19 protein-coding genes and 1 tRNA gene are annotated in these 21,301 nt (G+C 74.5%); 8 read left to right on the top strand and 12 right to left on the bottom strand.

Annotated features, from left to right (window positions below; translation table 11 throughout):
• Positions 1-51: 51 nt before the first annotated feature.
• The 3 genes from ACWFNE_RS13810 to ACWFNE_RS13800 all read left to right on the top strand — a co-directional run bounded on the left by ACWFNE_RS13810 (position 52) and on the right by ACWFNE_RS13800 (position 2,884).
• Entirely contained in the window at positions 52-1,182 is a 1,131-nt protein-coding gene (locus tag ACWFNE_RS13810; RefSeq protein WP_452123002.1) for a helix-turn-helix domain-containing protein, read from the top strand.
• 131 nt (positions 1,183-1,313) lie between these two features.
• Positions 1,314-1,988, top strand: coding sequence for a fasciclin domain-containing protein (locus tag ACWFNE_RS13805; protein ID WP_452123001.1), 675 nt, complete (start codon positions 1,314-1,316; stop codon positions 1,986-1,988).
• Positions 1,989-2,197: 209 nt separating this feature from the next.
• Positions 2,198-2,884 (top strand): GOLPH3/VPS74 family protein, encoded by a 687-nt coding sequence (locus tag ACWFNE_RS13800; protein WP_452123000.1) that lies wholly within the window; start codon positions 2,198-2,200, stop codon positions 2,882-2,884.
• A gap of 15 nt (positions 2,885-2,899) precedes the next feature.
• Here ACWFNE_RS13800 and ACWFNE_RS13795 read toward each other — a convergent pair whose 3' ends face one another.
• Together ACWFNE_RS13795 and sigK are read right to left on the bottom strand one after the other, a co-directional pair.
• The gene (locus ACWFNE_RS13795) at positions 2,900-3,820 is read right to left on the bottom strand and encodes an anti-sigma factor (RefSeq protein ID WP_452122999.1); all 921 of its coding nucleotides are present in this window, start codon (positions 3,818-3,820) and stop codon (positions 2,900-2,902) included.
• On the bottom strand, positions 3,817-4,419 hold the full coding sequence (gene sigK / locus ACWFNE_RS13790; RefSeq protein WP_452122998.1) for an ECF RNA polymerase sigma factor SigK: 603 nt from the start codon (positions 4,417-4,419) through the stop codon (positions 3,817-3,819). Before sigK ends, ACWFNE_RS13795 begins: the two co-directional genes overlap by 4 nt.
• Before the next feature lie 213 nt (positions 4,420-4,632).
• On the opposite strand from sigK, the gene ACWFNE_RS13785 reads away from it, so the two are divergent.
• The 3 genes from ACWFNE_RS13785 (at position 4,633) to ACWFNE_RS13775 (ending at position 7,967) form a co-directional block, all read left to right on the top strand.
• Entirely contained in the window at positions 4,633-6,270 is a 1,638-nt protein-coding gene (locus ACWFNE_RS13785; RefSeq protein ID WP_452122997.1) for a diguanylate cyclase, read from the top strand.
• A gap of 80 nt (positions 6,271-6,350) precedes the next feature.
• The gene (locus tag ACWFNE_RS13780) at positions 6,351-7,235 is read left to right on the top strand and encodes a phytanoyl-CoA dioxygenase family protein (RefSeq protein ID WP_452122996.1); all 885 of its coding nucleotides are present in this window, start codon (positions 6,351-6,353) and stop codon (positions 7,233-7,235) included.
• Positions 7,236-7,364: 129 nt separating this feature from the next.
• A complete protein-coding gene (locus ACWFNE_RS13775) occupies positions 7,365-7,967 on the top strand; it encodes a YdeI/OmpD-associated family protein (protein WP_452122995.1) in 603 nt (200 codons plus the stop codon).
• A 117-nt stretch (positions 7,968-8,084) separates the two neighbouring features.
• Here the strand turns inward: ACWFNE_RS13775 and ACWFNE_RS13770 are convergent.
• From ACWFNE_RS13770 to ACWFNE_RS13745, 6 genes are all read right to left on the bottom strand, one after another.
• Positions 8,085-8,174: transfer RNA gene (locus ACWFNE_RS13770), tRNA-Ser, on the bottom strand.
• A gap of 79 nt (positions 8,175-8,253) precedes the next feature.
• Entirely contained in the window at positions 8,254-8,673 is a 420-nt protein-coding gene (locus tag ACWFNE_RS13765) for a PIN domain-containing protein (protein ID WP_183297309.1), read from the bottom strand.
• 217 nt (positions 8,674-8,890) lie between these two features.
• Positions 8,891-9,502 carry a GTP-binding protein gene (locus ACWFNE_RS13760; RefSeq protein ID WP_034628332.1) on the bottom strand — a complete coding sequence of 204 codons (612 nt, stop codon included), beginning with the start codon at positions 9,500-9,502 and terminating at the stop codon, positions 8,891-8,893.
• Entirely contained in the window at positions 9,483-9,860 is a 378-nt protein-coding gene (locus ACWFNE_RS13755) for a DUF742 domain-containing protein (RefSeq protein WP_034628329.1), read from the bottom strand. Before ACWFNE_RS13755 ends, ACWFNE_RS13760 begins: the two co-directional genes overlap by 20 nt.
• Positions 9,861-9,867: 7 nt before the next feature.
• Complete coding sequence (locus tag ACWFNE_RS13750; RefSeq protein ID WP_034628326.1) at positions 9,868-10,317, bottom strand: roadblock/LC7 domain-containing protein; 450 nt, start codon at positions 10,315-10,317, stop codon at positions 9,868-9,870.
• A gap of 46 nt (positions 10,318-10,363) precedes the next feature.
• Positions 10,364-14,941 (bottom strand): nitrate- and nitrite sensing domain-containing protein, encoded by a 4,578-nt coding sequence (locus ACWFNE_RS13745; protein ID WP_452122994.1) that lies wholly within the window; start codon positions 14,939-14,941, stop codon positions 10,364-10,366.
• Between the two features lie 181 nt (positions 14,942-15,122).
• On the opposite strand from ACWFNE_RS13745, the gene ACWFNE_RS13740 reads away from it, so the two are divergent.
• Positions 15,123-16,115, top strand: coding sequence for an NAD(P)H-quinone oxidoreductase (locus ACWFNE_RS13740; RefSeq protein ID WP_452122993.1), 993 nt, complete (start codon positions 15,123-15,125; stop codon positions 16,113-16,115).
• A gap of 33 nt (positions 16,116-16,148) precedes the next feature.
• Here the strand turns inward: ACWFNE_RS13740 and ACWFNE_RS13735 are convergent, their stop codons facing one another.
• A complete protein-coding gene (locus ACWFNE_RS13735) occupies positions 16,149-17,384 on the bottom strand; it encodes an AGE family epimerase/isomerase (RefSeq protein WP_452122992.1) in 1,236 nt (411 codons plus the stop codon).
• 64 nt (positions 17,385-17,448) lie between these two features.
• On the opposite strand from ACWFNE_RS13735, the gene ACWFNE_RS13730 reads away from it, so the two are divergent.
• Complete coding sequence (locus tag ACWFNE_RS13730) at positions 17,449-18,153, top strand: bacterial proteasome activator family protein (protein ID WP_452122991.1); 705 nt, start codon at positions 17,449-17,451, stop codon at positions 18,151-18,153.
• Between the two features lie 11 nt (positions 18,154-18,164).
• On the opposite strand, the gene ACWFNE_RS13725 is transcribed toward ACWFNE_RS13730, so the two are convergent.
• From ACWFNE_RS13725 to ACWFNE_RS13715, 3 genes are all read right to left on the bottom strand, one after another.
• Positions 18,165-19,058, bottom strand: coding sequence for an EamA family transporter (locus ACWFNE_RS13725; protein WP_452122990.1), 894 nt, complete (start codon positions 19,056-19,058; stop codon positions 18,165-18,167).
• 202 nt (positions 19,059-19,260) lie between these two features.
• Positions 19,261-20,211: a carbohydrate ABC transporter permease gene (locus ACWFNE_RS13720; protein ID WP_452122989.1), complete on the bottom strand. Its 951-nt coding sequence runs from the start codon at positions 20,209-20,211 to the stop codon at positions 19,261-19,263.
• On the bottom strand, positions 20,208-21,218 hold the full coding sequence (locus ACWFNE_RS13715) for a carbohydrate ABC transporter permease (RefSeq protein ID WP_452123123.1): 1,011 nt from the start codon (positions 21,216-21,218) through the stop codon (positions 20,208-20,210). The genes ACWFNE_RS13720 and ACWFNE_RS13715 overlap by 4 nt, the downstream gene beginning before the upstream one ends.
• Between the last annotated feature and the right edge of the window lie 83 nt (positions 21,219-21,301).

Here is a 21,301-nt window from a genome sequence, read left to right as displayed (position 1 = left end):
CCTGAGGCGTCCGGCGAGCGGCCGGGCCCCACCGCCGTCGAGGGAGAGCCGATGAGCACCACCGTCACGACCGAAGCCGTCCCCGCACCACCGACGGGCACCGAGCAGGCCGCCCGGCGCGCCCGCCAGCACGCGACCGTCGTCGCGTCGCTCGCCGCCGTCGTCCCGACGCTCCTCGCCGCGCAGGGCATGGCGAGCGTCGCGATGGACGTGCTCGGGTTCACGCTCGTCGCGGCCGTCGCGCTCGCGGGGTTCCTCGAGCTCGCGCTCGTGAGCTCGGCGCTGCTCGCGCGCGCGTCCGCGCTGGCCGGCCGACCGGGCGGCGCCGACGCGGCCGCGGTGTGGGCGGTCTCCGCGGTCTCCGGGCTGCTCGCGGGCACGCACGAGTTCGTCGGTCCCGAGGTCGACGGCGTGCGGTCGTGGGAGAGCGACCCGAGCACGCTGCTGGCCGCCGGGGTGCGCGTCGTGGCACCGCTCGTCGCGGCGTGGCTGTGGGAGCGGGTGCTGACGGCCGCGCGGCGGGAGCACGCCGACCGGACGCTCGCCGAGGTCCGCCGCGACCGTCGCCTGCTCGCCGTGGCCCGCGCGGCGCTCGTCGTGCGCCGGCTCGAGGAGTCCGGGCACGCGCAGGGGCGCCGCATCCGCTGGGCGCGCCGCCGGCTCGACCGCGCGCACGTCGCGGCGCTGCGGGCCGTGCCGCCCGGCGCCGACCTGCCGACGGTGCTCGCGGCCGTCGGCGCCGTCGACCTGCTGCCCACCGCCACCGGGCTCGGGCGGTTCCCCGGCGCCGGTGCGCACGCGCTGCCCGTCGAGGCGGCCGCTCCCGCGACGTGGCGGGCGGCGGCAGCCGAGACCGCCTTCGTCGACGACGGCACGGACGGCGCCGACCCGCGGCCCCTCGGGGCGTTCGCCGCAGGGTCCGGCACCGCCGTGGGGACGGGCGGCTTCACCGACACCCACACCGCGCAGCGACCGGTCGTCCGCGCAGCCGAGGGCGCCATCCGCGAGGCGGCGATCCGCCAGCTCGCCGCGTCGGGGCTGTCCCAGCGCAGCATCGCCGCGCGCGTCGGGGTGTCGAAGTCGACGGTCGCGCGCGTGCTCGGCGCCGCGGTCGAGGTGTCGCAGGAGACCGGCGCGCTCCCGCTGCTGGCACACCGCGTCCCCGCGGGCGCCGACCGGTAGAAAAACTTCTGCACGTCCGACCCATCCGCTCCCCCGCCCGCTCCGAATCCCCCTCGAAGGTCCCGCTCCCGGCGGGACGGAAGAAGCATCCGGTGGGGGCACCCGCACCGGACCTCGAGAGGGAGAGTCCGATGATCAGCACCAAGCGCACCCAGTTCGCCGCCCTCGGTTTCCTGGCGGTCGCCACGCTCGGCCTGTCGGCCTGCAGCTCCGACTCCGGCGCCGAGAGCACGGCCGACCCGGCGATGACGTCCGAGGAGACCATGAGCCCCGAGCCCATGGAGACCGAGGACGCGATGATGGCCGACCCGGCCGCGAACCTCGTCGGCCCCGGCTGTGCGGGCTACGCGGAGACGGTGCCCGACGGCCCCGGCTCGGTCGTCGGCATGTCGCAGGACCCGGTCGCGGTCGCCGCGTCGAACAACCCGCTCCTGACGACCCTCGTCTCGGCGGTGTCCGGCCAGCTCAACCCCGGGGTCGACCTGGTCGACACGCTCAACGGCGACGAGTTCACCGTGTTCGCGCCGGTCGACGAGGCGTTCGCGAAGATCGACGCCGCGACGATCGAGACCCTCAAGACCGACACGGCGCTGCTCTCGAGCATCCTGACCTACCACGTCGTGCCGGGGCAGCTCTCGCCCGACATGGTCGTCGGTGAGCAGACCACCGTGCAGGGCGGCATGGTCGACGTGACCGGCTCGGGCGACTCGCTCATGGTCAACGGCGCCAACGTCATCTGCGGCGGCGTGCAGACCGCGAACGCCACGGTCTACCTCATCGACTCGGTGCTCATGCCCACCATGTGACACCTGCCTGACCGCCCGGCGACGGGCACCACGGACCGGCGAGGCCCCCGCTCAGGGTACGGAGCGGGGGCCTCGCCCTCGTGCGCCCCGGGGTTGGGCACCGAGGCGGTCGCCGCCGCCGGACGTACCACCGGCGCGGAGCCGTCCCCGCAGGTGGGGCCCGTGCGTGCGCCCTGGCCGGGCACCCGCGCACGTCCTAGCGTGAGGGCATGATCCTCGCGGACGACGTGCTCCTGCTCCTGACCGACGACGTCACCGGCAGGCCCGTCGTCGACACCACACGGCTCGACCTGGCCCTCGCGGGCGCGGTGCTGCTCGACCTCGCGACCGCCGGACGCGTCGACGTGAGCGGGCCCGGCGAGCCGGTCAAGCCGGGCCGCGTCGTGGTGCGCGACCCCCGGCCGACCGGCGACGGCGTCCTCGACGAGGGCCTGCGCCGGATCGCCGCGAAGGGTCCCCGGAAGCCGGCCTCGGTCGTGCCCGAGCTCGCGAAGAAGCTGCGCCCCGAGCTCCTCGCGCGGCTCGTCGAGCGCGGCGTGCTGCGGCTCCAGGAGGGCAAGGTGCTCGGCATCTTCCCGACGTCGGCGTGGCCCGCCGTCGAGACCGCCTACGAGGACGGCCTCCGCCGCGCCCTGCACGACGTGCTCGTCGTCGGCCGCACCCCGACGCCCCGCGAGGCCGCGCTGATCTCGATGCTGCAGGCCGTCGACCAGGTGCCGCGCGTGCTCGGCGACGTCGGGGTCCCCAAGCGCGAGCTGCGCAGCCGCGCGAAGGCGGTCGCGCAGGGCGGGTTCGCCGACGCCGCCGTCAAGGGGGCCGTCGAGGCCGTGAACGCCGCCGTGATGGCGGGGATCATGGCCGCGACGGTCGCCGCGACGAGCGCCTCCGGGAGCTGAGCCCGCGAGGGCCCGTCAGGCCTGCGTCGGGGCCAGCACCACGACCGGGTCGGTCGTCGGCTCCGCGGACCCACCGGCCGGCTCGACCGTGACGGCGAGCGCGTCGCCGGGCACGAAGTCCTCGGCCATCGCGTGCAGCGCACCGGCGTCGTCGGGCATCACGGCGTCCGGCAGCGGGACGCCGTCGCGGATGACCCAGAGCTGGTACTCCTTGCCGTCGCCCGGGTCGCCGAGGCCCGTCGCGGTGAACATCGCGTGGCCGTCCCCCAGCACGCCCACCGCGGTCCCGCCGCCCTCGACGTCGGCGCGGACCACCTGGGTGCCGGGCTCGGCGAGCATCTCGGCCATGAGGCGCGCCTGCTCGCCGGCCTGCTGCGCGTCCTGGTGCTGCTGCCACGCCACGACGCTCGGCACCGCGGCGGCGGCGAGGGCGGTCGCGGCGACGGCGAGCCATGTCGTGCTGCGGCGAGGCGGGCGCCGGCGAGCGGCGAGCTCGGTCACGCGCGGTGCGGAGCCGTCGGCGGCGGACGGCGCGTCGGCGGCGGGCGCACGGTCGGCGATCGACGGGACGTCGGCGGCGGGCGCACGGTCGGCGATCGACGGGACGTCCCGGACCGTGGTCGCCGGCGCGGCGGCACCGGAGCCGGCCCGCGCTGCGTCGTCGTGCACACCCCGCGCGCCGACCTGCGGGGTCGAGCGGATCGCGTCGAGCACCGAGGCCCGCACGTCCGGGGGCGCCGGCGCCTGCACCGCCGAGCCGAGCAGCGCCGCCGTCGCGGTCAGCCCGGCGAGCTCGCGCGCCGCGTCGGGGTCGCGAGCGACGAGCCGCTCGACGGCACGGCGCTCGACGTCGTCGACCGCGTCGAGCGCGTACGCGCCCAGCAGGTCCCGCACGTCGGGGGTCTCGTCGCGGCCGTGGCCGTCGGTCGTGCTCATGCGGCCACCCCCAGGCAGTCGCGCAGCCGGAGCAGACCGTCGCGGATGCGGGACTTCACGGTCGCCAGCGGAGCGGCGAGCTCGTCGGCGACCTCGCGGTACGTGCGACCGCCGTAGTAGGCGAGCACGACGGCCTCGTGCTGCGTGGGCGTGAGCCCCTCGAGGCAGTGCCGCACGCGGGCACGGTCCATGCTCTCCTCGACCTCCTCCGCGACGACGTCGAACGGCCGCTCGACCTGCTCGTCGAGCGCGCGCTGGTCCCGGTTGCGCTGCGCCTGCACGGCGCGCACCCGGTCGACGGCCCGGCGGTGCGCGAGCGTCAGCGCCCACGCACGGGCCGAGCCGCGCTCGGGGTCGAACCGGGAGGCGGTGCGCCACACCTCGACCATGACCTCCTGGAGCACCTCGGCGGCGTGGTCCCGGTCGCGCAGCACCGCGAGGCACGTCCCGAACACCGCCGCCGAGAGCGCGTCGTACACGAGCGCGAACGCGGCCTCGTCACCGGCGGCGGCGCGGACGAGCAGCTCGTCGGTGCCCTCGGGCTCGTCGGCCACGGGCTCGCGGACCGGCGGCACGGGCTCGCCGGAAGTCGTGGTCACGAGCGACAGTGTGCCCCACGGCCGCGGTGCACGGCCCGGCCGCGCTGCCGGTGCTCGGGTCGGGGACATCGGGTGGGCTCCTCCTCGGGGGGTCTTCTGAGCAGTGTTCGGAGCGGAGCGGCCCGCGGATGGTCCCGGGCACGTGACGAACCTGACAGCCGTCCAGGAGTGTCGGAACGCTCACCGCGGACCCGTCCGTGCCGATCCTGTGGCATGACGTGCGTCGAGAGTGCGGACGAGGTGACCGGGGACACCGGCGCCCTCGTCGTCGTGCCCGCCGCACCCGGCACGGCCGGCGCCGCGGAGATCTCCCTCGCCCTCGACGTGCTCGACGACCAGCGCGGCAACGACCTGGTCGCGATGCTCGCGCGCGCCGAGGAGCTCGAGCGGGCAGCCCGCGCGATCGGCGACGTCGAGCTCGTGTGGCGTGCCCGCCTCGTCCGTGCCGACGTCTTCGAGCGCCAGGGCCGGCTCGCCGAGGCCACGCGCATCATGTGGCAGGTGCACGACCACGCGACGGACCACGGCCGTGCGCGCCTGCTCGCGCGCAGCCACCTCGGGCTGTCCTGGGCGTTCCGCGACATCGGGGACCACGCCTCGTACCTCGAGCACTCCGTCAAGGCCCTCGACGCGCTCGACGACGACGCGCCGCCGTCGGTGCGCGCGCACTACGTGATGCGCCTCGCCGACGCGCTCGACGAGTCCGGGTCGATCGAGGAGGCGCGGGCGCGCTACACCCAGGCCGAGCAGCTCGCGGTCGAGGCGGACGACGTCGTGCGCCGCCTGCGGTGCCTCAACAACCGCGCGTACGGGGAGTACGCCGCCGGGGACTTCGAGGACGCGCAGGAGACGATCGACCGCATGCTCGACGTCTACGCGCGGCACGGGATGCGGCTGCAGTCGCACGTGTGGGACACGCTCGCGCGCGTGCAGATGGGGCGCGGCGACCACGCGGGGGCCGTCGCGAGCGCGCGCCGGGCGCTCGACGAGAACGGGAACCTCGCGACGCGCGAGGTCACGGCCGACGCCGAGTTCCTGCTGACGCTCGCGACCGCGCTGCGGCTCCTCGGGGACCACGACGCCGCGCAGGAGACCCTCGACCGGTGCCGCGCGCTCAGCGACGCGCACGGCCTGCGCTACCGCACCGCGCAGGTCGAGGAGGAGCAGGCCGAGATCCACGCGGCGCGCGGCGACCACGAGCGCGCGTTCCACGCGTACAAGCGGTTCCACGCGCTCGAGAAGGCCCTCGTCTCCGAGGAGCGGGAGGCGCAGGCCCGGCTCCAGCAGGCGATGTTCGAGACGTCCGAGGCGCGGCAGGCCGCCGCCCGGTTCCGGCACGAGTCCCTGCGCGACCCGCTCACGCAGCTGCTCAACCGCCGCCACGTCGACCAGACGCTCCCCGGGCTGCTCGTCGACAGCCGCGCGCAGGGCCTGCACCTCGCGGTCGCGCTGATCGACCTCGACCACTTCAAGCGGGTCAACGACACGTTCTCCCACGCGGTCGGCGACGAGGTCCTCGTGCAGGTCGCGCGGCTGCTCGACGACGTCGCGGACGCCGTCCCGATGCCCGGCTCGGCGTTCGCCGCCCGGCTCGGCGGCGAGGAGTTCCTGCTCGTCGTGCAGTCGGCGACGGGCGACTCCGTCGTGACGTACCTCGAGGGCCTGCGCCGCGCCGTCGCGGACCACGACTGGTCCCCGCTGACGCAGGACGTGCCGGTGACGGTGAGCATCGGGCTGGCCGCGAGCCACCCCGACGACACCCAGCGCACCCTGCTCGCGCGTGCGGACACGCTGCTGTACGCCGCGAAGCACGCGGGCCGCAACCAGGTCTCGACCGACCCGTCCGACTGACGACCGCGCGCCGCCGTGCCTACGCTGACCCGGGAGCCCGCGCACCGGCGCGCGGGTACGGGTCGACCGGGGGGTCGGGCATGACGACGACAGCACAGCAGGGCGCGGCGGGCTACCGCGCCGAGGACCTCAGCCGTGAGCTGCACGAGCAGGGCATCACGGTCGTCCGGGGCGCCTTCCCGCCGGAGTGGGCCCGCGACCTGGACGTCGACCTCGCGCGCGAGCTCATGGAGGCCCTGCGCACCCCGGGCGGCGTCGCGCCGCGCGGCTGGAACCGGTTCTACTTCGAGCCGTACGCGGAGCGGGTCCGCGGCTTCTGGGACCTCGCCGCGCACCCCGTCGTCACGGCGCTCGCCGAGCACATGTTCGGGCCCGACTGGCAGATCGTGGAGCTGGGCTGCGACGTGCCGCTGCCCGGCGCCGAGAACCAGCCGTGGCACCGCGACTTCCCGATGCCGGCCGCGACGCGCGACGAGCACCGGCTGACGTCGATCGCCGTCAACGCCTCCGCCGTCGACGTGGTCGACGGCCCCTTCCAGGGGGTCCTCGGCACGCACCTCGACGTCGGCGAGGACTTCGAGGGCGCGATGTTCCCGCCGGACGAGCGCACCCCCGAGCTCGACGCGCGGCTGCAGGCGTTCTACGCGAAGGGCGGCAACTTCTCGGTGCGGTCCGGGCTCATGCTGCACCGGGGCTCGGCCATGGGCAACGGCTCCCGGATGCGTCAGGTCATGATCCTCGGCATCGTCTCGCCCGAGGACCGCGCGGTCGTCGACCGGCTCAAGGACCCCGCCGACCCGCACCCGCCGCGCATCCGGCTCTCCGCGGAGGCGTGCGAGCGCGTCGACCCCGCGCTGCGCGCGCACCTGAGCCACGAGATCGTCGCCGACACCGGCGCCGAGCTCCCGCCGTACCGCACCGAGCACTCGTTCGAGGGGCTCAAGATGGACCAGCGCAAGTCCTGACGCCCGCCCGCCGGACAGGCTGCGGTCCCTGCGTGACCGTGGGGCACCCGCGCGCGGGACCCACGTGCGGGACCGGGCCCGCGTGTGGGACCGGCCCCGCGTGTGGGACTGGCACGGCACGATGGGCGCATGGCCGCCGACCTGCCCGAGCTGCTCCTGCCCGACGCCGACGCGTGGCGGGCGTGGCTCCACGAGAACCACGCGACGTCCGACGGTGTGTGGCTCGTGCTGCACAAGAAGGGCGGCACGGTCACGGAGATCACGTACGCGACCGCGCTCGACGAGGCCCTCTGCTACGGCTGGATCGACGGCCAGGGCCGCTCACGTGACGCCGAGTCCTCCTACCAGCGGATGACGCCCCGCCGGGCCCGCAGCCGGTGGTCGGCCCGCAACGTGGGGCACGTCGCGCGGCTCGAGGCCGAGGGGAAGATGCAGGAGGCCGGGCGGGCGCAGGTCCGCGCGGCCCAGGCCGACGGCCGGTGGGAGGCCGCGTACGAGGGCCCCAAGAACACGGTCGTGCCCGACGACCTCGCGGAGGCGCTCGCCGCCGAGCCCGCAGCCCAGGCGTGGTGGGACGTGCTGACCTCGGCGAACCGGTTCGCGTGCATCCTCCGGATCACCGGCGTCAAGCGCGCCGACACCCGCGCCCGCAAGATCGCCGAGACCGTCGACCGCCTGAGCCGCGGCGAGACCCCCTACCCGCAGAAGCGCCGCCCGGAGGGGACCGCCTGACGCACGCGCCAGCGCGTCGCCGGCGAGCGGCACAGCTCCGCGGACTGCGCACGCCTGCGTGCGGGACGGCCGCCGTCGGAACCGGCAGCCGCGCTGACCTGCGGGAACGATGCGGTGCGGAGGGCAAGGGATTCGAACCCTTGAGGATGAGTTCATCACCCTAACGGTTTTCAAGACCGTCGCTTTCGGCCGCTCAGCCAGCCCTCCCCGCGCCGCCGGGACCGCACGGCGCGCGCCCATTGTGCCAGTCGCGCGGCCACCCCAGCCCGGGCGCACCCACCAGGGATCAGCTGTCGCTCTGCGTCCACCACCCGGGCCGCCGCCCGGGCGAGACGACCTGGAGGCCCTCCTTGGCCGCGGTGCGCGCGAGCTTCCCGTCGTACGTCGCGATGCGGTCGACGTCGGGCTCGGTCAGGGCGACCCCGAGGTGCAGCGCCTGGAACGGCGTCAGGCCCTTCGCCCGGGTCACCGCGGCGCCGAACGCCTGGTCGGAGAACGGCACGACCCGCAGCCGCTCGGTCACGCCGTGCGCGACCGCCCGGTCCGCCGAGCCCTTCCACGCCGCCGCACGCCGCAGCTCGTTGACCCCGAGCGTGGTGGTGAGGAGCTCGGCCTCCCAGACCGCCGCCCACGCACACCAGTCGCCGGTGCTCGTGGCGTCGATGAGGTACCTGCTCAGTGCTGACCCGTCGACATACACACCCATCTGCGCGAGCCTACCGACCACGGGGACGCTTCCGGACGAACCGGACACCGCGCGCCAGCTCGGGCCAGGCACCGGGGCCGGGCCGGGCCGCCACCCGCGCCGGTTCGTGTCCGGCGCGCGCCCTCGGTTCTCCGGCACGCGCGCCGGGCACCCCGGACACGCCACCGGCCGGCCCCCACGAGGGAGGACCGGCCGGTGGTGAGGTCGAACGCGGGTGTCAGGCGCCGCGCAGCCGCTCCATGGCGAGCTGCACGAGCGCGATGAGCGCCTGCTTGGTCGCCGCGCGCGAGCGGGCGTCCGTGTAGAGGACCGGGACGTGCGCCGGGATGGCGAGCGCCTCGCGGACGTCGTCGAGCTGGTGCTTGGCGACGCCGTCGAAGCAGTTGACGCCCACGACGAACGGGATGCCCCGGCTCTCGAAGTAGTCGACGGCCGGGAAGCACTGGTCGAGGCGGTCGGTGTCCACGAGGACGACCGCGCCGATCGCGCCCCGCACCAGGTCGTCCCACATGAAGAGGAAGCGGTCCTGGCCCGGCGTGCCGAACAGGTAGAGCCACAGCGCACCCGGCAGGGCGATGCGACCGAAGTCCATCGCGACCGTCGTGGTGGTCTTACGGTCGGAGACCCCGCCGGCGTCGTCGACGCCGACCGAGTGCTCCGTCATCGCGGCCTCGGTGTTCAGGGGCTCGATGTCGGAGATGGACCCGATGAAGGTCGTCTTGCCGACGGCGAACCCGCCGGCGACGACGATCTTGACGACAGTGGGCGCGACGCTGCCTGGAGTGCCCGCCGGGGCGGCCACTGCGGCGTCAGAGGGCGGAAATGCCATTGAGAACACTCTCCAGCACGCTCAGGGACAGGGCGGGGGACTGACCGGTGTGGACCTCAACCGGCTGGGACGTGTGCACACGGATGTACTTCGCGTCCGCGAGGTCGGAGACCAGGACCCGCACCACGCCGAGCGGCAGGTGCAGGAGGGCCGACAGCTCGGCGACCGAGATGTAGTTGTGTGCAGCGTGCTGCAGGATCGCCCGCTTCTCGGGGGGCAGCCCCTGGCTCGTGACGGCACCGGGCATGACCTCGACCAGGGCCTCGAGAGGCAGGTCGGAGCGTGCCGAGCGCACGCGGCCACCGGTCACGGCGTAGGGCCGGACCGTCCTGGCCTCGTACTCGATGTGGTCGCTCATCGCGTCCTCACGCCACCGGGGTCCGGGTGGCGCCGTCGACGGGCAGCTGGCCCCGCATCTCGCTGATGAGCTGCGGGGTCAGGGTCGCCTCGGTCCGCGAGACGAGCATCGCCATCTCGTAGCCGATGAGGCCGACGTCGCAGCTCGCCTCGGCGACGACCGACAGGACGGAGCCGTTGGAGACGCTCATCAGGAAGAGGAACATGTTGTCCATCTCGATGATGGCCTGCCGCACCTCCCCCGCGCGCAGCTGGCGGGCCGCGCCCCGGGTGAGGCTCGACATGCCCGAGACGATCGCCCCGAGCTGGTCGCCGCTGGTGCGGTCGAGCTGGTCGGACATGGCCATGAGAAGACCGTCGGCGGACACGACCAGCGTGTGCCGGGTGCCGGGCACGGTCCGGACGAAGTTGTCCAGGAGCCAGCCGAAGTTGGCTGCCTCGGTGCTGAGCGCTGTCACACTTCCTCCTTGCGGTGGCAGCCGGAGTTGACTGCGTGCTGTGTCGTCACCATGTCGGCGACGGCGGGGTGCTGTGCTGGTCGGCGGAGCCGATCAGCGGTTCGGAGCTCGTGGAGGCGGCCGATGCATCGTCCGGCGCCTCCGCGGCACGGCGACCGCGTGAGGTCCCCTGCTGGAAGCTCGACAGCCGCGAACGCAGCTGGTCGGCATCCCGGGGGTTCCCACGGTCGGACTCCGGCGCCGCGAGAGGCGGAGCAGCCGGGATCGCGTTCGGTACGCGCTTGGTGAGCGACGCACTTCCGGTCGAGCCGTTCATCGCGGCCGGCCGGTACGCGGACAGCTGGCTCAGCTCGGAGAGAGCCTGCTCCTGGATGTCGGAGCGGAGCGCCAGCATTGCAGCGACCTCGTCGTCCAGGGCACCGATGCGCGGTGCCGCTGACGGCGGGGGAACGGAGCGCGAGGACTCGGGGCCGCTCGCGGTGCCGGACGGGCGGGCAGCCCACTCCGGCGGGGCCCAGGACGCCGGGGGCGCCGCCTGGGCGGGACGGTCAGCCGTCGGCGGCCGGAAGAAGGCCGACAGCGGCTGCGGGGCGCCGGAGCCCGGGTTCGCCGGCTCAGGAGCCGGGCTCGCCGGGGGCTGCCAGCCGCCCTCCGTGGGACGCGTGCTCTCGCGCTGCGGGAACGGCGCCGACGGCGGTGCCTGCGGGGCGGGCGCCGTGAACGTCGAGACCGGGGCCGGCTGAGGCTGCGCCGGGGCGGGCTCGGCCCAGGCCGAGGTCCGCAGACCCGCCGCGGGGGCGGGCTCCGACGTCGGCTGGAAGCCGCCCGCGAACGGCGACGGCGTGGCCGGGGTCCCGGCGCTCGGGGTCGGCGCGTCGTCCTTCTTGCGACCGAAGAGTCCCCAGCGGCGACCCTTCTTGGACTCGTCGCCGGCGTCGCCGTTGACCAGGTCCGTGAACGCCGGCGCCTGCTCGGCGGGGCGCGTCGCGGCCCACGACGGGGTCGCGGCGCGCTCGGGAGCGGGAGCTGCGACCGGCGCCGGTGCGGCGACGGGTGCCTCGGCCTGGGCGTGCGACTCCGCGAGGAGCTCCGCCTCGACCGGGGTGAACAGCTCCGTCTGGGCCTGGGCGTCCACGAAGGACGACCCACGCGGGCGGCGCTGGGCGAGCGGCTCGGGCTCGGGCTCGGCGGCGGCCCACGACTCGACGGCCGGGTCCTCCTCGAGCGCCGGGACGGTCCACTGCTCGGTCTCGGCGATGTGCGACGCGGGCTGCGCCCACGACGGCGAGTCGACCTCTGCGGGCTCCTCGTACGCCGCGGGGGCGGTCCAGCCGTGGTCGGCGGCCGCGGGCTCCGGGCTCTCCCACGCCTGCTCGGCGACGGGCTGCGCGTCCCACGACTGCTCAGCGACAGGCTGCGCGTCCCACGACTGCTCAGCAGCAGGCTGCGCGTCCCACGACTGCTCAGCAGCAGGCTGCGCGTCCCACGACTGCTGCGCGGCCTCGGGCTGCCAGCTCTCCTCGGCCGGGGCCGGGGCGTCGTGAGCGGCGGTGTCGCCGTTCCACGCCCGCGACTCGTCGAGGATCGGCGCGAAGCCGTCCCGGACGTACGAGGCCGTGTAGGGCGAGGTGTAGCGCGGGGCCGGCTGGTCGGACTCGACCGGCGTCGCCCAGCCCGAGTAGCCGCTGTACGCGGTGAACTCCGGGTAGGCGCCCGTCGGGGGCGAGACCTCGTGGCGCGGCTCGTGCGGGCGCTCGGCGGCCGGCGTCGGCTCCCACGCCTCAGCGGCGGTGGACTGCTCGACGTGCTCGACCGTGGCGTGCGCGGCCGGGGCAACCTCGACGCGGGGCGAGCCCGACAGCGGCGCCGAGTCCTCCCACGCGGGGGTCGGGGACCACGCCTCCTCCTGCGGTGCCGGCTCGGGAGCCTGCTCCCAGGTGGACGTCGCGGCCCACGGCGCGGGCTCCTCGGTGCGGTCGGGTGCCTGCTCCCAGGAGGCGGCCGGGGCCCACTCCTCGGTTGCGGGCGCGGCGGGCTGCTCGGCCGGGGCGTCCCAGCTCTGCGCGGGGGACCACGACTCGGTCTCGTCGGCGACGGGTGCCGCCGGCGTCGGCGCGGCAGGCTGCTCGTCCCATCCCTGGCTCCACGAGCCGGAGGAGGACTCGTCCTCGTCGGGCACGAGACCCGGGACGACGAAGCCCTGCGCGGGACGCTGCGGAGCGTCCGGCTGCGCGTCGCGCTGCGGTGCGCCCGGGAGGTCGGCCGGAGCCGGCGCGGGCAGGTCGCCACGGGTGCGGAAGCCGGAGAACAGTCCGACGCGCGCCTCGGGAGCGGCAGGTGCGGCGGGGGCCGGCGTGGCCTCCTCCTCCGGCTGCGCCCAGGCGGATGTCGCCGCACGAGCACGGGTCGGCAGGCCGGACTTGACCGGGGCGGCCTGGACCGCGGGGGTCCAGCCGGAGGTGTCCCCGGAGAGCTCGGGCGACAGGGTCGTCGCCTGGGCCTGCGGGAGGACGATCTTGCTCTCGTCGAACGTCTTGTGCGAACGCTGCGGGAGCACCGGGTTCTGCGGGAGGGGGATCTCCGCGGAGTCCTCGTCGCCGCGCAGGCGCCGGCGGGGCAGACCGAGCGACGTCTCGCCGTCGGTCAGCGCCTGCAGGTCGACCGCCTCGACGACGGGCGCCTCCTCGGCGACCGGGATCCGGCGCTCGGGGGCCTGCGTCAGGGCCTGCTGCGGGGGCATCGAGCCGAAGACGGGGCTCTCGTTCGTCGTGAACAGCGTGACGGGGAACCGGACGGTCGTGACCGTGCCGGTGCCGCGCGGGCTCTTCGCGAGCGTGACCTCCGCACCCAGGCGGTGGGCGATGCGGCCGACGACGAACAGGCCCAGGCGCTGGGCGCCGAGGGAGTCGCTGGCCGACGTCGAGCGGATCTTCTCGTTCGCCGACTCGAGCTCGGCGTCGGACATCCCGAGGCCGTGGTCGAGGACCTGGACGATCACGAACTCGCCCACGACACCCGTCTTGACCTCGACGGGCGTCTCCGGCTCGGAGAAGATCGTCGCGTTCTCGAGGAGCTCGGCGAGCAGGTGGGCCGCGCTCAGGGCGTTGAAGCCGAGCATCTGCGGGTCGACCGTGAGGTCGAGCTCCACGCGGTCGTACTGCTCGATCTCCGACGAGGCGGTGCGGATGACGTCCGAGAGCGGCATGGCGTCGCGGACACGGCGGCCCGAGTCGATGCCGGCCAGGACGAGGAGCGACTCCGCGTTGCGTCGCATTCGCGTCGCGAGGTGGTCGAGGCGGAACAGGTTCGCCAGGGTGTTCGGGTCTTCCTCGGAGCGCTCGAGCGAGTCGATGAACGACAGCTGGCGGTTGAGGAGGACCTGGTCACGACGGGCGACGTTGATGAACATCTCCGCGATCGAGCCACGCAGGGCGGCCTGCTCCTGCGCGACCTGGAGGGTCGTCGCGTTGACGGAGTTGAACGCGGCGGCCAGCTGGCCGACCTCGTCGGACGACTCGACGGGGATCTGCACGAGCTCGAGACCGGGCCCCTCACCGGGGACGGCGACCTGCTCGACGAGCTTCGGGAGCTGCTCGCGGACGTCACCGGCAGCGGCCGTGAGGCGTCGCAGCGGGACGGTGATGCCTCGGGCGACGACGATCGCGAAGGCGAAGGACGCGGCGGCGGCGAGCAGCGAGATCACGATCGTGACGATCGCCGCGGTGCGCTCCGCCTGGGCGGCGACGTCGGCCTCGGCCTTGCCCTCGGCGAGCATCTCGATACGCACGTCGTTGATGCTGACGAGCTGCTTCTGGATGTCCTCGGTCCACGCGACGGGGTCGACCGCCGTCACGGAGCCGGCGTTACCGGTCGTGAGGAGGTTCCGCTTGCGCGTGAAGTCGGACGTCGGGTCCTCGCTCGGGAGGCGGATGTCCGTGTTGCCGAGTGCGGACAGCGCGACGCGGGCGTTGGCACGGGCCAGCTCCGTCGACGTGGTCTGCGTGTCGAAGTTCCGGACCGCCGCGGGCGACGACGCCTGCGTGAGGATGAGCCCCGTACCCTGCGTGAGCTCGTTCGCGAGGCTCTCGGCGAGGGTCACGAGACCGTGGTACGCCGTGACGAACTGCGCGACCTCGCGGTTGTCCATCGTCTCCGCGACCTGACCGACGAGCTGGATCTGCCCGTTGATGATCTGGTCGTAGTTGCGCTTGATGATCGCGGCCTGGGAGTCGGTGTCGACCGACCGGCGGACCGCGGGGAGCATCTCGTTGTGCGCGAGCTGGGACTCGTCGAACGCCGCGAGCACGCTGTCCGGGAACTCGTCCCGGTCGATGCGTGCCGTCAGCGGCTTCAGCTCGGAGAGCGTCTTGTCCGTCGCGGCACGGGCCGCGTCCAGCTGGGCCTGGTCCCTCACGAGGGACAGCGAGAGTGCGCGCTCGGTCTGGAGGTTCGCCCCGAGGGGGGCGTACGCGTCCAGGACCTCCACGACGGTGGCAGCAGCGGCAGCGGTCTTCGCCGAGCGGAAAGCCCCGTACGAGATGTATCCACCAGCGATGAGCAGCACGATCATGGGCACGGCGAGGACAGCCAGAACCTTGGCGCGGATGCCAAGCCTGCGCAGCATGTCGACCTCTTTCCTTCACCCGACGCGGGCGTCGCACCGACGACGCCCGACGGAACCGCTCTGTGGAGAGGTTGCCGCACGCTTCTCATCGGCTAGTGGACAGTGGACCATTAGCCCCGCGCAGAGTTTGCCACGACCTCACCCGCAGCGGTACGCCCCGTGTCCCCCTAACGTGGCGGTCATGCGAGCCGTCGTCGCCGCCCGCGCGGGCGGGCCGGATGTCCTGGTGTGTCATGAGATGCCCGATCCCGTCCCGGGGCCCGGCGAGCTGCTCGTCGACGTCGTCGCTGCGGGCGTGAACCGGGCGGACCTCCTGCAGCGCGCCGGCAGCTACCCCCCGCCGGCCGGGGCGCCGGACTGGCCGGGCCTCGAGATCTCGGGTGTCGTGGCGGCGCTCGGGGACGGCGTCGGGGGCCCGCGGGACGGCGGCTGGGCGGTCGGTGACCGCGTCGCGGCGCTGCTCCCGGGCGGCGGCTACGCGTCGCGCGTGACCGTTCCCGCAGGTCACGTGCTTCCGGTGCCCGACGGCACCGACCTGGTCGACGCGGCGGGCCTGCCGGAGGCCGTGTGCACCGCGTGGTCCAACCTCGTCGACGTCGGGCGGCTCCGGGCGGGTGAGGTCGTCCTCGTGCAGGGCGGCTCCGGCGGTGTCGGGTCCGTCGCGGTGCAGCTCGCCGCGGCGCTCGGGGCCCGGGTCCTGGCGACCGCCGGGGGTCCGGAGCGCGCCGCGCGGTGCGAGGAGCTCGGTGCCGCCCTCGGGATCGACCACCGGGCCGGCTCTTTCACCCGGGCCGTGCACGGCGCGACGGCGGGTCGAGGGGTCGATCTGGTGCTCGACGTGCTCGGCGCGGGAGCTCTCGCGGACAACCTGGAGGTGCTTGCGACCGACGGGCGGCTCGTCGTCATCGGGTTGCAGCGCGGCCGGCGGGCCGAGATCGACCTCGGGATGCTGCTGACGAAGCGGCTCAGCGTCGCCGGGACGACGCTGCGCTCGCGCCCGCCGGCCGAGAAGACGGCGCTCGTCGCCGCGGTGCGGGAGCACGTGTGGCCGATGCTCGCCGACGGGCGCGTCCGGCCGGTCGTGCACGCCCGGCTCCCGCTCGAGCGCGCCGCGGACGCGCACCGGCTGCTCGACTCGGGCGAGGTCTTCGGGAAGGTCCTGCTCACGACCTGAGGTCCGGACCGCCCGGCCACCGGCGGGTGCGCCTCAGGTCAGGTCGAGCGCACCGGCCGCGAGCGCCGGGGCCAGCACCGGGGTGAGCGGCAGGCGCGGGATCAGCGTGGCCTGCACCGCGTGGTAGAGGTCGGCCTTGCCCTCCCACACCGTGCGCGAGACCCGGTTGTCGGTCCCGAGCTCGTGCCACCACGACCCGCCCTCGCGGTCGAGCAGGAACAGGGCCGCGTAGTCCCACCAGGTCCGGTACCAGGTGTCGAACCGCTCGTCGCCCGTCGCGGCGTGCAGCGCGGCCGCGGCGGCGATGCCCTCGGCGACGACCCAGTGCATGCGCTCGCGCACGACGGGGGCGCCGGCCCAGTCGACGGTGTAGACGAAGCCCGGCGCGCCGTCCACGTCCCAGCCCTCGGCGACCGACGCGTCGAACAGCGCGACCGCGTCGTCGAGCATCCAGTCCGGCGCGACGTCGCCGCGGGCCGTGAGCGCCGCGCGCGCGTGCAGCGTGAGGCGCGCCCACTCGAGCCAGTGACCGATCGTCGCGCCGTACGGGCGGAACGGGTGCGCCGGGGTGTCGGCGTTGTACTCGAGGTCGGGCTGCCACGCGGAGTCGAAGTGCTCGGGGATCCGCCAGTGGTTCTCGCGCGCGTAGCCGTGCACGACGCGCTCGACGACCCGCACGGCCCGGTCGAGCCACACCCGGTGCCCGGTCACGTCGGCCGCGGCGAGGTACGCCTCGACGGTGTGCATGTTGGCGTTGACGCCGCGGTACGCGTCGAGCTCGGTGAACGTGCGGTCCCAGCTCTCGACGGCCATGCCCGCCTCGTCGTCCCAGAAGTGCTGCTCCGAGACGGCGAGCGCCTCGTCGAGCAGCGCCCGGGCGCCGGGCCGTCCCGCGGCGGTCGCGCTCGAGGCCGCGAGCACCACGAACGCGTGCGGGTAGGCGGCCTTGTCCGCGTCGACCGGGCCGTCGGGGCCGACCTCGGCGAACCAGCCGCCGTGCTCCCGGTCGCGGAACAGCCCGTCGAGCGCCGCGAGCCCGTGGTCGACGAGCGCGCCGGAGCCTGGGCGGCCCAGCAGCGCGCCGAGCGCGTACACGTGGGTCATGCGGCACGTGATCCACAGCTCGGCGGGGCCGTCGACCGGCGCCCCCTGCTCGTCGAGCCGCGCGAACCCGTGCCCCGGGACCGCGGACGGTCCGCCGAAGGCCAGCAGGCGGTCCGTCTCCTGCTCGAGCCAGCGGGCATGGGCAGGGGTCGCGAGCCACGTCATGCGCGTCAGCCTATCGACGCCCCGACCGCCTGCGGAGCGGGCCCGATGCGACGAGAATGCCCCGATGAGCGAGCACACGGACGACGAGCACGCCCCCGCCTCCCCCGCCGCGCGGACGCCCGACGAGCCCGGCGCCGGCACCCCGGGCGCCGACGAGCCGACCGCGCACGCGCTGCCGGTGGACGGGCGGCACGGCCCCCGCGTCGTCGTGGTCGGGCCGGACGGCCGTCCCGTCGCCCCGGCGGAGCACCGCGCGGACGCCGAGCCGCCCGCCGACGGTGCGGACGCGGACGGCCCGGACGGCGAGGACCCGGCGACGATGGTCGGGCAGCCCGCGAAGGTCATGCGGATCGGGACGATGATCAAGCAGCTGCTCGACGAGGTCCGCAGCGCGCCGCTGGACGACGCCGCCCGCGCGCGGCTCGCCGAGGTGCACGAGCGGTCGCTGCGCGAGCTCGAAGAGGGCCTGTCCCCCGAGCTGCTCGACGAGCTGCACCGGATCACGCTGCCGTTCTCGGAGGACCGCGCGCCGAGCGACGCCGAGCTGCGGATCGCGCAGGCGCAGCTCGTCGGGTGGCTCGAGGGCCTGTTCCACGGGATCCAGACGGCGCTCGTCGCGCAGCAGATGGCGGCGCAGGCGCAGCTCACGCAGATGCGCCGCGCGCTGCCGCCCGGGGCCGGGGTGCCGGGCGGGCTCGGCGGCCCGGCGCACGGCGGGCCCGGCGGCGAGCAGGCCGACCCGCGGCAGCGACCCGGTCAGTACCTGTAGAGGGGTGCGCGTCAGCCGGTGCGGCGGGCCGTGAGCACGATCGCGACGGAGACGAGCGCGAGCCCGGCGACCTCGCCCCAGCTCGGCATCTGGCGCAGGACGACCACGCCGGTCACGGCTGCCGTCGCGGGGAGCATCGCGAGCAGCACCGCGAACGTCGCGGCGGTCACGCGGCGCAGCACGACCTGCTCGATCGCGTAGGGCACGACCGACGAGAACACCGCGATGCCGACGACGAGCAGGAGCAGGTGCGGGTCGCGCAGCACGGGCGCGGCGGGCGACGCGAGGAACGGCGCGAAGACGAGCGCCCCCACGGTCATCGCCACGGCGAGCGACGAGACACCGTCGGGCCGTGCGGCCGCGGCGGCCGCGTCCCCCTCGGTGCGCCCGTGCGCGACGCGCCGTCCGAGCAGGATGTAGCCCGCCCAGCACACCGCCGAGACGCCGATCGCGACGAGCCCGCGCGCCGCGTCCGGCCCGGCGTCGAGGCTGACCCCGGCGAGCAGCACCACGCCGGAGGCGGCGACGGCGATCGCGACGCGCTCGCGCACGGTCCGCCCGGTCAGGGCGGCGACGGCCACGGGCCCGGCGAACTCGACCGCGACGGCGGTGCCGAGCGGCAGCACCTCGATCGCGACGTAGAAGGCGACGTTCATCGCGGCGAGCACCGTGCCGAACAGCGCGGACGCGAGCAGGTCGGCGCGGGTCCACCGGAAGCGCCACGGCCGCCGCCACGCGAGGAGCACGAGCGCCGACACCGCGATGCGCAGCCAGGCGACGCTCGGGGCGGTGAGCACCGCGAAGAGCCCGACGGCGAGGGCGGCGCCCAGGTACTGCGTGAGCCCGGAACCGAGGAACAGCACCGGCGCCGGGACGCCGCGGGCGGCGCGCACGTCGGCGGTCATGCGTCTCCCCCGGGTCGTCGGACGGGCAGCCGGCGGGGTGCGCGCGCCCCGACGAGCGTACGAGCAGCCGGCGTAGGGGCACGCAGCGGGGAGCAGCCGGGCAGCCCGGGAGCCCGGGAGCCCGGCACGAGGCCGGACGCACGGACCGCCCGCCCCGAGGAACGGGACGGGCGGTCGGTGCCGGCGCGTGGTGCGGGTGGGGTCAGCCCTTGACGGACCCCGCGAGCAGGCCGCGCACGAAGAACCGCTGCAGCGCGAGGAACACGACGAGCGGCACGATCATCGACACGAACGCGCCGGCCGAGAGGATGTGCCACTGCGCGCCGCGCGTGCCGGCGAGCTCGGCGACGCGGACCGTGAGCGGCGCGACGTTGGTCGAGCCGCCCGCGAAGGTCAGGGCGACGAGCAGGTCGTTCCACACCCACAGGAACTGGAAGATCGCGAACGACGCGATCGCCGGGGTGAGAAGCGGCATGAGCACCTGGAAGAAGATCTTCACGTGCCCGGCACCGTCGACGCGCGCGGCCTCGACCAGCGACGGCGGGATGTCCTTCATGAAGTTGTGCAGCAGGAAGATCGCGAGCGGCAGCGCGAAGATCGAGTGCGAGAGCCAGATCGTCCAGAACGAGCCCGCGAGGCCCCAGTCCACGTACTGCGTGAGCAGCGGGATGAGCGTGACCTGGATCGGGATGACCTGGAGCGCGAACACCGCGACGAACAGGAGGTTGCGGCCCTTGAAGTCGATCCACGCGAACGCGTACGCCGCGAGCAGCGCGAGCGAGATCGGGATGATGACCGCGGGGATGGTGATGACGAGCGAGTTCACGAAGAACGTCGAGAACGCCGTCGAGCTGCCGAACAGCACGTCCGTGTAGTTCTCGAGCGTGACCCCGGGGTTCGAGAGGAACGTCCACCAGCCGGTGCGGCGGATCTCGAGGCGCGGCCGGAACGAGGTGAGCAGCAGCCCGAACGTCGGGATGGTCCACGCGATGGCGATGATGACGGCGAGGGCCGACGCCCACGGCGAGCTGATCTTCCCCTTCGCGGCGGCGGCACGCTTCTCGAGCCGCGACAGCCGGCCCGGTTCCCGGCGCCCCTTCGCGGCCTGCTGTGCGCCGTCGACGAGCTCGATGCTCGGGATCCCTGTGCTCATCGGATGTCCTCGGAGAGTCGGAGCTGGCGGACGTTGTAGACGACGAGCGGGATGACGAGCACGAAGAGGATGACCGCGAGCGCGGCACCGAGCCCGACCTCACGGATGCGGAAGCTCTGGGTGTAGAACTCGTTGGCGACGACGGACGTGCCGAAGTTGCCGCCCGTCATCGTCCGGACGATGTCGAAGACCTTGAGCGTGCCCATCGCGATCGTCGTCACGACGACGACGAGCGCGGGCCGGATGCTCGGGACGGTGATGTACCGGAACATGCCGATGCCGTGCAGGCCGTCGAGCCGCGCGGCCTCGACGATGTCGTCGGGGATGGCCTTGATCGCGGCCGACAGGACGGTCATCGCGAACCCGGCCTGGATCCAGATCATGACCGCGATGAGGAACAGCGTGTTCACGGGCGGGTTGAGCAGGAACTGCTGCGGCTCGAGCCCGACCCACACGAGGAGCTGGTTGAGCAGCCCGATCTGGTTCACGTTCGGCTGGTCGGGCCGGTACTCGTAGACGAACTTCCAGATGATCGACGCGCCGACCATGGAGATCGCCATGGGCAGGAACACGAGGGTCTTCGCGAGGTACTCGAACCGGGTGCGGTCGACGAGCACCGCGTAGACGAGCCCGACGAACGTCGCGACGATCGGGACCAGGACGACCCACATGAGCGTGTTGCGCAGGACGTTCTGGAACGCCTCCTCGCCGAACGCCGTCGCGTAGTTCTCGAGCCCGACGAAGTTCTGGCCCGTGCGGTCGAAGAGCGAGGCCCAGATGGTCCGGATCCCGGGGTACACGAGACCGAACGCGAGCCCGAGGACCGTCGGGCCGAGGAACGCCACGGGCACGACCCACGGCGGCACCCGCTTGGGCCGGTCGACCGCGAGGAGGATCGCCCCCATCACGATCACGAACAGCGCGATCGCGACGAACATCAGGGCGAACTTGTGCCCGACGTCGTCCGCCTGCGTCAACCACTCGGTGACGGGCGAGAACTGCACCATGCTCCACCTCCACGACTTCTGACCGACCACCGGCGGCGGCGCCACCGGGTACGTGACGGGCCGCGGCGGGCGCCCCTGGAGGG

The organism is Cellulomonas sp. NPDC055163, from assembly GCF_053607065.1.
Note: the sequence above shows the minus strand (reverse complement) of the source record. Positions and strands in the feature narration are given on the sequence as shown.